13 protein-coding genes and 1 tRNA gene are annotated in these 13,463 nt (G+C 69.6%); 10 read left to right on the top strand and 4 right to left on the bottom strand.

Annotated features, from left to right (window positions below; all coding sequences use genetic code 11):
* Positions 1–63 precede the first annotated feature (63 nt).
* The 3 genes from RH864_RS10260 to RH864_RS10250 all read left to right on the top strand — a co-directional run bounded on the left by RH864_RS10260 (position 64) and on the right by RH864_RS10250 (position 1,913).
* Entirely contained in the window at positions 64–561 is a 498-nt protein-coding gene (locus tag RH864_RS10260; RefSeq protein WP_310517447.1) for a hypothetical protein, read from the top strand.
* Between the two features lie 324 nt (positions 562–885).
* Positions 886–1,611 (top strand): AzlC family ABC transporter permease, encoded by a 726-nt coding sequence (locus tag RH864_RS10255; protein ID WP_310517446.1) that lies wholly within the window; start codon positions 886–888, stop codon positions 1,609–1,611.
* A complete protein-coding gene (locus tag RH864_RS10250; protein ID WP_310517445.1) occupies positions 1,608–1,913 on the top strand; it encodes an AzlD domain-containing protein in 306 nt (101 codons plus the stop codon). Before RH864_RS10255 ends, RH864_RS10250 begins: the two co-directional genes overlap by 4 nt.
* A gap of 15 nt (positions 1,914–1,928) precedes the next feature.
* Here RH864_RS10250 and def read toward each other — a convergent pair whose 3' ends face one another.
* On the bottom strand, positions 1,929–2,492 hold the full coding sequence (def, locus tag RH864_RS10245) for a peptide deformylase (protein ID WP_310517444.1): 564 nt from the start codon (positions 2,490–2,492) through the stop codon (positions 1,929–1,931).
* Between the two features lie 41 nt (positions 2,493–2,533).
* On the opposite strand from def, the gene RH864_RS10240 reads away from it, so the two are divergent.
* The 6 genes from RH864_RS10240 to RH864_RS10215 all read left to right on the top strand — a co-directional run bounded on the left by RH864_RS10240 (position 2,534) and on the right by RH864_RS10215 (position 9,627).
* Positions 2,534–3,451, top strand: coding sequence for a DMT family transporter (locus RH864_RS10240; protein ID WP_310517443.1), 918 nt, complete (start codon positions 2,534–2,536; stop codon positions 3,449–3,451).
* A 163-nt stretch (positions 3,452–3,614) separates the two neighbouring features.
* Positions 3,615–4,862, top strand: coding sequence for a glycosyltransferase (locus RH864_RS10235; protein WP_310517442.1), 1,248 nt, complete (start codon positions 3,615–3,617; stop codon positions 4,860–4,862).
* 23 nt (positions 4,863–4,885) lie between these two features.
* Positions 4,886–4,959, top strand: a tRNA-Ile gene (locus tag RH864_RS10230).
* A gap of 365 nt (positions 4,960–5,324) precedes the next feature.
* On the top strand, positions 5,325–6,704 hold the full coding sequence (locus RH864_RS10225) for a 3' terminal RNA ribose 2'-O-methyltransferase Hen1 (RefSeq protein WP_396129962.1): 1,380 nt from the start codon (positions 5,325–5,327) through the stop codon (positions 6,702–6,704).
* Positions 6,705–6,707: 3 nt separating this feature from the next.
* Complete coding sequence (locus RH864_RS10220) at positions 6,708–9,245, top strand: polynucleotide kinase-phosphatase (protein ID WP_310517440.1); 2,538 nt, start codon at positions 6,708–6,710, stop codon at positions 9,243–9,245.
* A gap of 109 nt (positions 9,246–9,354) precedes the next feature.
* Positions 9,355–9,627: a hypothetical protein gene (locus RH864_RS10215; protein ID WP_310517439.1), complete on the top strand. Its 273-nt coding sequence runs from the start codon at positions 9,355–9,357 to the stop codon at positions 9,625–9,627.
* A gap of 33 nt (positions 9,628–9,660) precedes the next feature.
* Here RH864_RS10215 and RH864_RS10210 read toward each other — a convergent pair whose 3' ends face one another.
* Genes RH864_RS10210 through zwf form a run of 3 tightly spaced genes read right to left on the bottom strand, consistent with a single transcriptional unit; the run spans position 9,661 to position 11,878 of the window.
* Positions 9,661–10,173 (bottom strand): GNAT family N-acetyltransferase, encoded by a 513-nt coding sequence (locus RH864_RS10210; protein WP_310517438.1) that lies wholly within the window; start codon positions 10,171–10,173, stop codon positions 9,661–9,663.
* Positions 10,174–10,175: 2 nt separating this feature from the next.
* Complete coding sequence (locus tag RH864_RS10205) at positions 10,176–10,451, bottom strand: type II toxin-antitoxin system TacA family antitoxin (RefSeq protein WP_310517437.1); 276 nt, start codon at positions 10,449–10,451, stop codon at positions 10,176–10,178.
* Between the two features lie 41 nt (positions 10,452–10,492).
* A complete protein-coding gene (gene zwf, locus RH864_RS10200) occupies positions 10,493–11,878 on the bottom strand; it encodes a glucose-6-phosphate dehydrogenase (RefSeq protein WP_310517436.1) in 1,386 nt (461 codons plus the stop codon).
* A 185-nt stretch (positions 11,879–12,063) separates the two neighbouring features.
* Between zwf and RH864_RS10195 the strand changes: the two genes are divergently transcribed.
* A complete protein-coding gene (locus tag RH864_RS10195) occupies positions 12,064–13,410 on the top strand; it encodes a hypothetical protein (RefSeq protein WP_310517435.1) in 1,347 nt (448 codons plus the stop codon).
* The last annotated feature ends 53 nt before the right edge of the window (positions 13,411–13,463 follow it).

Here is a 13,463-nt window from a genome sequence, read left to right as displayed (position 1 = left end):
ACGGCGTGGGCGCCTGACACTCAGAGCGTTCCCGCAACGCGCTCGGTCTGCGATCCTCGAACCGTGGGTGAGGCGCAGCGCTTCGAGGTGGACGTCGGACACGGAGTCCCGCCGTTCTCGGGGGCCATGGTGCCCGACGTCGACGGACGGCGGATGCTGCTGCTCGCCGGTCACGCCGATGACGAGCTGTTGCTCTACGGCTCGTCGCTGCCTGGCCGGGCGATCCCTGATGCGCAGACGATGCTGCACGGCGGAGACCTGATCCGGGCGCTCGCGTTCGAGCTGCCGGTCAGCTTCGATGAGGCCTACGAGTCGGACCTCGAACCGCTCGGCCCGTACTGGCGGCTGCGACGTGTGGCGCCGAGCGAGGTGGTGGCGAACGCGTTCGACGTCGTCCTGACCGTCGACGACGCCGAGGAGCTGGACACCGCGACGGTGTCGCTCGGGCCGGTGCACCGTGCCCAGCTCGAGCCCGTCGCCGAGTATCTGGTGACCGTGCGGGCCGCCGAGCTGCTCGAGGCGGTCGCGCGCATCATGGGTGTGCACTGGCGCGCGGACTGAAGCAAAGAACCCCGCCACGGAGGGGTGCGGGGTTCCTTGCGTCGCCGGGATCGCCGGCGAGGTGTGCTGCGGCCGTGTTCATCGGGCCGCGAAGTCGTGGGGTCTGCGCTGGTCGCGCCGAGCGTTCGCGAAGCGGACGCTCAACCTGCATTTGCGCAACGCCGATCAGCTTAGGGGTGGGACCGGGCGCACTGATGCCCCCAGTCCGGGGCGCACGGCCGTGCACGCGGACGACGCGGCGGCGCCGCCCCGCGGTCCGCGTCGGGGGCCGGCGCTCGCTATCCTGGAGCGTTCGAGATTCGGTGAGCGGGCGCGGGAGGTGACGTGGACGACGGCGTGGAGCGAGCGGATGCCTCGGGGCGCTCGCTCGCTCGGTCACCCGCCGTTCGTGACGGGCTCGCGGTCGGTCTCGCGACGGCCGTATACGGCATCTCGTTCGGTGCGCTCGCGGTCGCGGCCGGGCTCGACGTCTGGCAGACCGCGTTCCTCAGCCTGATCATGTTCACCGGCGGGTCGCAGTTCGCGCTGGTCGGCGTGCTCGCGAGCGGCGGGGTCGCGGCGGGCGGGTCCGCGATCGCGACCGCGGCCCTGCTCGGCGTGCGCAACGTCGTCTACGGCATGCGTATGAAGCCGATCGTCGACACCGGCGGGCCGTGGCGCCGGGCGGCGGCGGCGTGGGTCACCATCGACGAGTCGACGGCGGTCGCGCTCGCGCAGACCGACGAACGCCAGGCCCGCATCGGATTCTGGGTGACCGGCCTCGCCATCTTCGTCGGCTGGAACGTGACCACGCTGATCGGCGCATTGATCGGCGACGCGATCGGCGACACGGATGCCTGGGGGCTCGACGCGGCCGCGGCTGCGGCGTTCCTCGGGCTGCTGTGGCCCAGGCTCAAGACGCTGCAGGCCGGTGCGGTCGCCGTCGCGGCCGGCCTGGTCGCCGCGTTCACGACCCCCGTGCTCATGCCGGGGCTGCCAGTGCTCGTGGCCGCGCTCGTCGCCGTCGCGGTCGGCTGGTTCGACCTTCTGGGGCGGAGGCGGGCGGCATGACCGTGTGGCACATCATCCTGCTCGCGAGCGTGGCGACCCTCGCGTTGAAGCTCGCGGGCTACTTCGTGCCGGCGGGCTTCCTCGAGCGCGAGCGGCCCGCCCGCATCGCCGACCTGCTGACGGTCGCACTGCTCGCCGCGCTCATCGCCGTGCAGACCTTCGGCGCCGGACAGGCGCTCGAGATCGACGCGCGCCTGCCGGCCGTCATCGTCGCGGCCGCGCTGTTCGCACTCAGAGTGCCGTTCGTGATCGTCGTGTTCGTGGCGGCCGGCGTCGCCGCCGCCATCCGTGCGCTGACGTGAGACGACGCGCTCGGGTCAGCCCTCGAGGTCGTCGACGCCCGGCAGCCACTGCTTCCCTGGCTTGCCCCAGCCGAGCTTCTTCGTGATCTTGTGGACGATCCGCCGGTCGTCCTCGCTCAGCCGATCGGTGTACAGCACGCCCTCGAGGTGGTCGTACTCGTGCTGGAAGATACGGGCGAGCCATCCGGTCGCCTCGATCTCGAAGCGCGCGCCCTCGAGATCGGTGGCCCGCAGGATCGCCTTCTCGGCCCGGCGCAGCCCGAACCGCTCACCCGGGAACGAGAGGCACCCTTCCTCCTCGTCCGAGCCCGGCTCGCCGGGCGGCGGCGGACTGATCCACAGCTCGGGATTGATCGCGACGCCGCGCCATGCGACACCGTCCTCGTCGGTCCAGCCGTAGGTGAAGATCCGGAGCGGGACACCGACCTGGGGCGCGGCGAGACCGACGCCCGGAGCCCGGTCCATCGTCTCGAACAGGTCGTCGACGAGCTCGCGGATTCCCTGGTGGATCTCGGGCACCCATGCGGCGGGGGAGTGGAGGGCGGGATCGCCGGTGATTCGGATCGGTCGAACGGCCATTCGCCAAGGATATCGGGGACCGAGCGGGTAGGGTCGTGGTCGTGAATCCGGACCTGAGCGACCTGACTGAGCAGATCGCCCTCGACCCCGTTCAGTTCATCGGTATCCCGCTCGCGCTCGTCGGCGCGGTCTTCCTCTCGCTCGGCGCCCAGTTCCAGCACCGCGGCGTCGTCAAGGTCGAGTCGCGCACCGTCGACTCGTTCGGCAAAGGCTTGAACGGGCAGCAGCTCATGCTGCTGCTCGCACGACCCTCCTGGGTGCTCGGCACGCTCATGCTCGGCCTCGCGATCGCGTTCCAGCTCTCGAGCCTCTACTTCGCACCGATCATCGTCGTGCAGCCGCTCGGGGCGATCGCGCTCGTGCTCACCTCGATCGTCAACTCGCGCGTCGCGCACGTGAAGCTCAACCACAAGGCGATCACGGCGATCGCCATGTGCGTCGGCGGCGTGTTCCTGTTCGTCGGCGTCGCCGCCTTCACCGCCGTCGACCAGCCCGTCACCGACCAGCACCTGATCACCATCCTGATCATCCTCGCCGTGGTCCTCGCCGCCGCGGGCGCGGCGTTCGTGATCTTCCGCGACCGGCTCAGGGCCATCTTCTACGTGATCATGGCGGGCGTGATCTACGGGTTCGTCGCGACGCTCGCGAAGGTCATCCTCGGCCGGCTGCAGCAGCGCGAGTTCGAGTGGCTCACGCTGCTGTGCCTCATCGCCCTGCTCCTGGCGACCGCGCTCGGGGCCTACTTCGTCCAGAACGCCCATGCCTCGGGCCCGCCCGACCTCGTGATCGCCGGGCTCACGGTCGTCGACCCGATCGTCGCCGTCACCATCGGCATCGTCGTGCTCGGCGAGGCGTCGCAGGCGCCGCTCTGGGCGATCGGCGTGTTCGTCCTGGCCGGCATCATCGCCGTGTGGGGTGTGTTCCAGCTGGCCAGGAACCACCCGCAGACGCGCGTCTGAGCACGGCGGCGCCCCGAGTCATCCGATCGGGTGACATGCGCTCCCAAGCCCCTCGGATCTGCGCTGCGTAGACTATGTTCTGACACAGCCCGCGCGCGCCACGAACCGCGCCAGCCATCGGAGGGCCGATCGCCCCCGACCGAACTGTGAGGAACCACACCCCGTGCCTGATTCATCCGGTGCGTCGCCCGTCGAGGCCGCCGAGCCCGACCGCCCGCTGCGCATCCTCATCGGAGCGGACACGTTCGCGCCCGACGTGAACGGGGCCGCGCGATTCGCCGAACGGCTCGCGGCCGGACTCGTCGAGCGCGGGCACGACGTGCACGTCATGGCTCCGGCGGCGAGCCGCAAGCACGGCACCTGGACGGAGATCCACGAGGGCCAGGAGGTCACGGCCCACCGGCTGTACTCGTGGCGCTGGTACCCGCACGACTGGCTGCGCTTCGCGTTGCCGTGGCGGATCAAGCAGAACAGTGCGCGTGTCATCGACCAGGTCCAGCCCGACGTGGTGCACTTCCAGTCGCACATCGTGGTCGGCCGCGGCCTGTCGGTCGAGGCCGAGAAGCGCGGCATCCGCATCGTCGGCACCAACCACTTCATGCCCGAGAACATGCTCGAGTTCACGCTGCTCCCGAAGTGGGTGCAGGACTTCGCGGTGGGGCTCGCCTGGAAGGCCGCCGGGCGCAGCTTCGGCCGGGCCCAGGCGGTCACGACGCCGACCCGCAAGGCGGCGCAGTTCCTCGAGAAGCACACGGGGCTGCGCGGCGTGCACGCGATCTCCTGCGGAATCGACGCGCACAAGTACTCGCCGAACTGGGAGCCGCGCACCGAGAACCGCATCCTGTTCGTCGGCCGCGTCACGGGTGAGAAGCAGATCGACGTGCTGCTACGCGCGGCAGCCCTGCTGCCCGCCGAACTCGACGCCAAGGTCGAGATCGTGGGCGGCGGCGACCAGCTCAAGAACCTGCAGCAGCTCGCCGCCGAGCTCGGGCTCGCCGACCGGGTCACGTTCACCGGCTACGTGACCGACGAAGAGCTCCGCGAGGCGTACCATCGCGCAAGCGTGCTCGCGATGCCGTCGATCGCAGAGCTGCAGTCGATCGTGACCATGGAGGCGATGGCGTCGGCACTGCCCGTCGTCGCCGCGAACGCGATGGCGCTGCCGCACCTCGTGCACGACGGCGAGAACGGCTTCCTCTTCGAACCGAGCAACGCCGAGGACCTCGCCGCGAAGCTCCGGACGGTGCTCGAAGCCCCTGACGACGAGTACCGGGCGCTCAAAGAGGGCTCGCTCCGCATGATCGCCCCGCACGACATCCAGACCACGTTGAACACGTTCGAGAGCCTGTATCGTGGAAGGCCGGTGGCCGACCCGGTCACCGACGTCGAGTCGGCGGCGCTTCCCGAATAGCGCCGGTCCCAGCCTCGATGAGCGGGGCGGTAGCTCAGCCGGTTAGAGCAGTGGACTCATAATCCATCGGTCACGGGTTCAAGTCCCGTCCGCCCTACGGTCGTCGTGTGTCGTTTCGCTTGATGGGTGCGGTTTGGTATCCGGGTGACACTGTTTCGGTTGTTTGGTGACACTGCCTTCGGGTGATGGGTGACCCTCCTGGGTATGCGGGCCCTACGGACAGCACTACGGGCCGTTCATGAGAGGGTCGCCCCGCCCGGTCCAGCCCCCGACGGATGGGCATATGCTCCGGTCCCATGAACAGACAGATCATCAGCACCGAGAAGGCGCCGACCTCCCCGCTGTACAGCCAGTGCGTGAGAGCGGGTTCAATGCTCACCGGTGACCTGACCGTCCCCGCGTCAGGCGCGACGGCTGCCGCTAGTCTGAGCGGACGCGTGCCCGCTCGAACATCGGATGTCAGTGCTGCTCACCATCAGTTATTCCGGTCCGGACGCGACCGACCTGGGCTACCTGCTGCACAAGCATCCCGGCAAGCTGCAGACCTTCGATCTGAGTGTCGGCAGCGCTCACGTGTTCTACCCGCAGACGGACGAAGCGCGGTGCACGGCAGCCCTCATGCTCGAGGTCGATCCGATCTCGCTGGTACGAAACCGACGTCTCGGGCGAAACGACTCGTTCTCGCTCGGCCACTACGTCAACGACCGTCCCTACGCGTCCTCGTCCATGCTCGCGGTCGCGATGCGGCACGTGTTCCGGACCGCCATGACGGGACGCTGCGACGCGCGGCCCGAGCTCGCAGCCTCGCCGATCCCGCTCGACATCGAACTCACGGCGGTCCCGAGCCGGGGCGCCGAGAGGCTGATCGGCCGACTGTTCGAGCCGCTCGGGTGGACGGTGACCGAGTCCCAGATCCCGCTCGACCCGGAATTTCCGGGGTGGGGCAGGTCGCCGTACTCGAACGTTCGGCTGGTCGGCGTGCAGCGCGTGGCCGACGCGTTGCGACAGATATATGTGCTGCTCCCGGTCCTCGACGATGCGAAGCATTACTGGGTCAGCGATGACGAGGTCGGCAAGCTGCTGCGAGCGGGGGAGGGCTGGCTGCCGGAGCATCCAGAGCGCGAGCTCATCACGCGCCGCTACCTCGCCCATCAGCGATCGATGGTCGCCGACGCCACCGCTCGGCTGGTCGAGGTCGGCGACGACGTTCCCAACGACGAGCCGGTTCCTGAGACCACGACTCCGCTCGCTCGGCTGCGGACCGAGGCGGTCGTCGCCGCATTGAAGGATGTCTCCGCGCAGCGCGTCGCGGACCTCGGCTGCGGCGAGGGTGCGCTGCTGCGTCGTCTGATGGCGGATGCGTCGTTCACCGAGATCGTCGGGGCGGATGTCTCGATGCGCGGTCTGAACGCGGCCGAGGAGGCGCTGCGTCTTCGCGAGCTGAGCGATCGGCAGCGTGAGCGCGTCCGGCTCATCCAGTCGTCGGTGACGTATCAGGACCCACGGATTCGGGATCTGGACTCCGTCGTCCTGATGGAGGTCATCGAGCACATCGATCCCGAGCGCCACCCCGCGATGGAGTCTTCCGTCTTCGGCGATGCACGACCGGGCACCGTCATCGTGACGACCCCGAACGCCGAGTACAACGTCGTGTATCCGACGCTGCCCGCCGGACGGTACCGCCACCCCGACCACCGATTCGAGTGGACCAGGGCGGAGTTCGCCGCCTGGGCGGGCGGCGTCGCCGAGCGCAACGGCTACACGGTCGAGTACCGGTCGATCGGTGACGTCGACGCGTCCGTGGGATCGCCCACCCAGCTCGCAGTGTTCAGGAGGGTGTGACCGATGGCCGAACTCAGAATCCCGCAGATGGCCCTTGTCCTGCTCATCGGCTCGAGCGGATCCGGCAAGTCGACGTTCGCGCGCGAGAAGTTCGCACCGTTCGAGACGCTGTCGAGCGACTTCTTCCGGGGCCTCGTGTCGAACGACGAGAACGACCAGGCCGCGACGGCCTCGGCATTCGAGGCGTTGCGCTTCGTCGCGGCGCAGCGGCTCACCGCTGGTCTCCTGACCGTCGTCGACGCGACGAACGTGCGTTCTGAGGACCGCCGGGGCTTCGTCGAGCTCGCCCGCGCTCACGACGTGCTCCCGGTGGCGATCGTGCTCGATGTGCCGGAACGCATCTGCATCGATCGCACTGAGGCGCGCGCCGACCGCGCCTTCGGCGTGGGCGTGATCAAGCGCCAGCAGGACGCCCTCAGGCGTTCGATGCGGGGGCTCGGCAGGGAGGGCTTCCGTCGCATCCACATCCTCGGGGGCGTCGAGGAGATCGAGGCCGCCACGATCGTCCGCGAGCCGCTGCTCAACGACCTTCGAGGCGAGACCGGTCCGTTCGACGTCATCGGCGACATCCACGGATGCCGTTCGGAGCTCGAAGCGCTCCTCGGTGAGCTCGGCTACGAGCTGCAGCGCGACGACACCGGTCGAGCGGTCGATGCCGAGCACCCCGACGGCCGTCGGGCCGTGTTCCTCGGCGACCTCGTCGATCGCGGGCCCGACACGCCAGGAGTCCTGCGACTCGCGATGGGCATGGTCCGCAACGGGCATGCGCTCGCCGTGCAGGGAAACCACGAGGCCAAACTGGTGCGCGCGTTGCAGGGCAAGAAGGTGCAGACCGGTCACGGCCTGGCCGAGTCGCTCAGCCAGCTCGCGGCGGAGAGCCCGGAGTTCCGTGCCGATGTCGAGCAGTTCGCACACGGTCTGATCAGTCACCTCGTGCTCGACGATGGACGGCTCGTGGTCGCCCACGCCGGACTGATCGAGTCCTACCACGGGCGGGCGTCGGGCCGGGTGCGCGCGTTCGCGCTGTACGGCGACACCACCGGTGAGACCGACGAATACGGACTCCCGGTTCGTCTCCGATGGGCCGAGGACTACCGCGGTGCGGCGATGGTGCTCTACGGGCACACGCCGACCCTCGAGCCCGAGTGGGTCAACAACACCATGTGCCTCGACACCGGCTGCGTGTTCGGCGGGCGGCTGACGGCGCTCCGTTACCCCGAGCGGGAGATCGTCTCGGTGCCGGCGGAGCAGGTCTGGTACGTGCCGGTGAAACCTCTGGCTCCTCCAGCCGAGCCGAAGACGGAGCGGGCCGCGGGCACGCTGTCCATCGACGACGTGCTCGGAAAACAGATCGTCGAGACCGGATCGCACGGCCGGATCACCGTCCGCGAGGACTTCGCCGCGGGCGCACTCGAGGTGATCAGCCGCTGGTCGATCGATCCGCGCTGGCTCGTCACCCTCCCGCCGACGATGAGCCCCCCGGCCACGTCCAAGCGGGAGCACCTGCTCGAGCACCCGGACGAGGCCTTCGCCTACTACCGCAGCGAGGGCGTCAACGACCTGGTGTGCGAGGAGAAGCACATGGGCTCGCGTGCGGTCGTCGTGCTCACCCGGAATCCGCAACGCTTCGATGCGCCGGCCGGCTGGCGCGGCGTGGTCTTCACCCGGACCGGTCGCGCGTTCTTCGACGACCGGCTGACCGATGAGTTCCTTCAGCGGCTCGATGCCGCCGTCGAGCAAGCCGGGCTGTGGGCCGAGCTCGAAACGGATTGGCTCGTACTCGATGCCGAGCTCCTGCCGTGGTCGCTCAAGGCGGGGGAGCTGATCCGAGCGCAGTACGCTTCCGTCGGTGCGGGCGCGACCGCGGCCCTCCCACGGGCCGTCGCCGCCCTCGAGCAGGCCTCCGCGGGTGGCGTGGAGGTGCGAGATCTCCTTCAGCGGACACGTCAGCGAAAGGAGGATGCCGAGAGCTACGTCGACGCCTATCGCGCGTACGCGGCCGAATCCGACGGACTGAAAGGCGTTCAGCTCGCACCGTTCCAACTCCTCGCCGCCGAAGGCCGGACGTTCGAGACGCGACCGCACTCCTGGCACCTCGAGATCGCGGCACGACTCGCCGCGGCGGACGGCGAGCTGATCCGGGTCACGCGATCTCGATCCGTGCGGCTCGACGACGAGGCATCCGTCACCGAAGCCACCATCTGGTGGGAGGAGCTGACCGCGAACGGCGGGGAGGGCATGGTGGTCAAGCCGATGGCCAACCTCACGAGGGCAGGCCGAGGGCTCGTCCAGCCGGGAATCAAGGTCCGCGGACGCGAGTACCTGCGCATCATCTACGGACCCGACTACACCGCGCCGGCGAACCTGTCCCGGCTCCGCGAGCGCAACGTCGCACACAAGCGCGCGCTCGCCCTTCGCGAGTACGCGCTCGGACTCGAAGCGCTCGAACGATTCGTGAGACGCGAACCGCTCTGGCGTGTCCATCAGGCCGTGTTCGCCGTCCTGGCGATGGAGTCCGAGCCGGTCGATCCGCGTCTGTGAGTGCGGCGCTCGCACGTCGTAGACTTCATCGACACTCCGTGCATGATGCAGGCGAACGACGGCGTCGCCCGACCTTCGGTGTGGAGCTTCGGACCTGGTGGGAGACGACATGAGCGGCGAGTGGCATCGGAAGCACCTCGGAGACGACGTACCTGAGCAGGCCGCCGGCGAGGAGACGCTGTTGGGCGCCGCGGGTGACGAGGTGCCCCCTGGGGGCATCGTCGCGGGCTCCTTCGACCAGGAGTTCCCCGGCGCTGACCCGTATGCGGGCATTCCGGCCGACCAGGTCGGGCTGCCCCCGCTGAGCGAGGCCGAGCAGGAGGCCGTGGCGCGTCAGGCGGACCGCCTCGCCGACGACCTGGAAGCACCCCGCAGCCTCTGAGCAGCCGTTCTGGGCGATGCCGGCTGCTGTCGCTCACTCCGCTGCGACGACGCCCAACGTCGCTTCCGCATCGGCGACCCGCAGATACATCGCGCGCTCGCTGCCGGGCATCAACTCGAAACCGTACTTCGCGTAGAAGGAGACGGCCGATGCGCTGAGCGCGTGGACGATGAAGGCCTGGGCGACGATGAGGCGCGAAGCCTGGATGCCCTTCAGTACGGCATCCTGCAAGAGGGACCGGCCGAGGCCGCGTCCTTCGAAACGGCTGTCGACCGCGAGGCGCCCGATCAGGATGCCGGGAATCGGGTCGGGCGCGTTGCGCTGCATCTGAGACGGAGCGTCGTCTCGAATCAGCGAGCACGACGACAGACAGTAGTAGCCCGCCACGACCCGCGAGCCGCGCTCGATGCTGACGAATGTGCGTGAGTTCCCGGCCTTCTCATTCCTCAGGGCTCGCCGCGCGAGCCACTCGTTCAATGACGGTTCCGCGCTCATGAAGCCGGCGCGATCGTCGGAGGCGGCAAGCGGACGCGGACGCTCGAACATGCTCAGTCGACGAAGACCGATGGCCGCCTGAGGAGCTCTGCCAGTTCCTTCACCGGCTGCGCCGGGCGGTCCAGCACCGCGTTGAACGTGTCCCAAGCCTCCTTCGAGACTCGGAGCTCCCGCTCGTGACGGATCACCTCCCGGGCCTGATCGACGAGGAGCGGCACTGAGAACTCAGTGACCGAGCGTCCCGAGATGCTCGCAGCCTGCTCGATCTCCTGCTTCTGCGCCTTGGTCAGGCGCAACTCAAGACGGTCGTCCTTCGTCGCGCTGCTCATCGAGCCAGTGTACGGCAAATTGCCGTACTGATGCCAGTCCCTCACCGCCACGGCTTCCGCCAGCCGCCCACGCCGGCGACGAGCGCGTCGGCTGCGGCGGGGCCCCAGGTCTTCGGGGCGTACGGCTGGACCGCCGGGGGATGGTCGAGCAGCGGCTGCATCACCCGCCAGGCGGCCTCGACGGTGTCCTGTCGGGAGAAGCGGGCACGGCGGCCGACGAGTGCGGCGTGCAGGAGCACCTCGTACGGGGTCGGGCCTTCGCCGCCCTCCTCCGCGAAACGCAGGTCGAGCGTCACGGGGCCGGGCTCGGGCGTGTCTGCACGGTGCGCGTTGAGTTGAAGCCGGAGGCCGGTCGACGGGTCGAGGCGCATCACGAGCTGATCGGACTCGCTCGTCGCGTCGAACTGGCCGAAGCCGAGGTTCGGTGGCCGCGTGAAGACCAGCCGCGCCTCGGTCTGCCTGATCGGCAGCATCTTGCCCGCGCGGATGAAGAACGGCACGCCAGCCCAGCGCCAGTTGTCCACCTCGAGCCGGAGTGCGCAGTACGTCTCGGTCGTGGAGTCGGCCGCGACCCCGTCGATGTCGCGGTATCCCTCGAACTGGCCGCGCACGTACGCGCTGGGATCGGCGTCGGCGGTGGACCGGAAGAGCGCCGTCTCCATGTCCGTGATCGTCTCGGTGTCGCCGTGTGACGGCGCCTCCATCGCGACGGCCGCGAACACCTGCATGAGGTGGTTCACGACCACGTCGCGGAGCGCGCCGACCGGGTCGTAGAAGTGGCCCCGGTCCGAGACCCCGAAGTCCTCCGCCATCGTGATCTGCACGCATGCGACGTAGTTCCGGTTCCACACGGGTTCGAGCATCGTGTTCGCGAACCGCAGGTAGAGGATCTCCTCGAGGCCCATCTTCCCGAGGTAGTGGTCGATCCGAAAGATCTGGGATTCCCGGACGTGCTGGTGCAGGTCCGCGGCGAGTCTGCGCGCCGACGCCAGGTCGTGGCCGAACGGCTTCTCGATCACGAACCTGGCGTCCGCCGCGACCCCGGCTCCGGCCAGCCCGGCGACGACCGTCGAGAACAGTCCGGGCGGGACCTCGAGGTAGAAGACCGGTGTCGTCGCCCCGTGCATCGCCTCGGCGACCCGGGCGTAGGTCGCCGGATCGGAGAAGTCGCCGTGCACATAGCTCAGTCGTTGCGCGAGGCGCGCGAAGACCGCCTCGTCGATGGGCTCGCCCTTCGACGCGATCGCGGTACGCGCGCGGTCGACGAGTCGGTCGAGCGTCCAATCCTCGAACGCCACCCCGAGGATCGGGCAGTCCAGCAGGCCCCGCGCCTCGAGTCGGTAGAGCGATCTGAAGGTCATCACCTTCGCGAGATTTCCGGTGATCCCGAAGATCACCAGCATGTCGGCGTGCGCATCCTCTGCCACGTTTCGCTCCTTCGTCCAGTCGGCTCGGGCATGCTGCCGCCAACGCGTCTCGGCGCCCACGCCACCCCGATCATGAACGAACCTCACTATCGTGGCATGCCGCGAGCCTTCGCGGTACCGTGCACGACGTCCCAGATGGGCTCGCCGAGCTGGTGTGCTCGGTTCCGGCGAATAGGATCGAAGGCATGGCCGGATTCTGGGGCAAGCGCCGTCGCGAGCAGGAGCAGCAGGTGCAGGCGCAGGACGCCGACCTCGCTCAGCGCGCCAGAGCGGCCCTGGTCGCCGCCGACGAGCGCATCCGGGTGACCTCCGATGAACTGGTCTTCGCGGAGGCCGAGCTCGGCCCCGAGGCGACGACCGGGCTCGCGGAGGCGCTCACCGCGGTGCGCACGCACATGGGCGAGGCGTTCCGGCTGCATCAGCTCAACCACGACGAGATCCCCGACACCGCCGAAGAGCTGCGCATCCGCAACGCGCGGATCGTGCAGCTGTGCGAGTGGGGCGAGGAGCTCCTCGACGATCACACGGCCGCCCTCGCCGACAAGATCGCGCGGGCGCGTCGGGCTCCCGAGATCCTCGCGCAGGTGCGAGCGGATGCCTCGCGCTTGCGCGAGCGGATCCCGCACGCGCGGGAGACCGTGGCGCGCCTCGCCGCACGCTATGCCGCCGATGCGCTCGCCCAGGTGGAGGCCAACCCGGGTGAGGCCGACCAGCTCCTCGGCTTCGCGGAGCACAGCGCGGGCGTCGCCGAGCGCCGGCGCGAGGCCGGACAGCGTGAGCAGGCCAACCTCGCACTCGAGGCCGCGACCGAGTCGGTGCGTCGTGCGGCGACCCTGCTCGACGCGGTCGAGACGTTCGAGGTCGAGGCGCTGCGCGCCGAGTCGACGCTGGGCGCGATCGTCGAGGATTCGCGCGGTGACCTCGTCGTGGCGCTCAAAGAGCCCGCATCGCCCAAGGTCACGGCCGCGATCGCCGAGCTGCAGGCCGCGCTCGCGGCGCTGCCGGCGGGCGGCGTCAACGCGGATCCGTTCACGCACCTCGACCGGCTCCGCGACGCCAACGCCGGCCTGGACGCGGCGATCGCTGCGGCGCGCGAGCGTGCGGCACGACCCATCCCGCCGCTCGACCACGTCATCCACGCGATCGACGATGCGGACCGCCAGCTCGCCGTGGCCCGCGACCTGATCGCCGGGCACCGTGGCTGGATCGGCGCCGACGCCCGCACACGGCTCGCCGAGGCCGACCGGATCCGCGCCGAGCTCGACCATCTGCTCGGGCGTGCGGCCACGGCCACCGCGATCGATGAAGACGATCGCGAGCAGGCCATGGCGATGGCCCGTCGCACGGCGCACCTCGCGGGCGAGGCGCTGCATCTCGCGCGGCGCGACATCGACTCGTCCCGCCCGCAGGACCCGTGGGGTGGCGGCGGCGGTTGGGGCGGCGGCCGCCCGCGCGGTGGCGGCGGCGACATGATGGGCGGCATCCTCGGGGGTCTCGTCATCGGCAGCGTGCTCGACGGGATCTTCGACTGATCCCGGAATCGAGCGCCGGCGCAGGCCAGCCGGTCGTGGGACCGGTCGAGTCG

The organism is Agromyces aerolatus (genome assembly GCF_031432255.1).
GTDB lineage: Bacteria > Actinomycetota > Actinomycetes > Actinomycetales > Microbacteriaceae > Agromyces.
Note: the sequence above shows the minus strand (reverse complement) of the source record. Positions and strands in the feature narration are given on the sequence as shown.

Coding starts and splice junctions, on each gene's coding strand:
- RH864_RS10250 (WP_310517445.1), top strand. CDS start 1,608: ATGACCGTGTGGCACATCATCCTGCTCGCGAGCGTGGCGACCCTCGCG.
- def (WP_310517444.1), bottom strand. CDS start 2,492: ATGGCCGTTCGACCGATCCGAATCACCGGCGATCCCGCCCTCCACTCC.
- RH864_RS10220 (WP_310517440.1), top strand. CDS start 6,708: ATGGCCGAACTCAGAATCCCGCAGATGGCCCTTGTCCTGCTCATCGGC.
- RH864_RS10215 (WP_310517439.1), top strand. CDS start 9,355: ATGAGCGGCGAGTGGCATCGGAAGCACCTCGGAGACGACGTACCTGAG.
- RH864_RS10210 (WP_310517438.1), bottom strand. CDS start 10,173: ATGTTCGAGCGTCCGCGTCCGCTTGCCGCCTCCGACGATCGCGCCGGC.
- RH864_RS10205 (WP_310517437.1), bottom strand. CDS start 10,451: ATGAGCAGCGCGACGAAGGACGACCGTCTTGAGTTGCGCCTGACCAAG.
- RH864_RS10195 (WP_310517435.1), top strand. CDS start 12,064: ATGGCCGGATTCTGGGGCAAGCGCCGTCGCGAGCAGGAGCAGCAGGTG.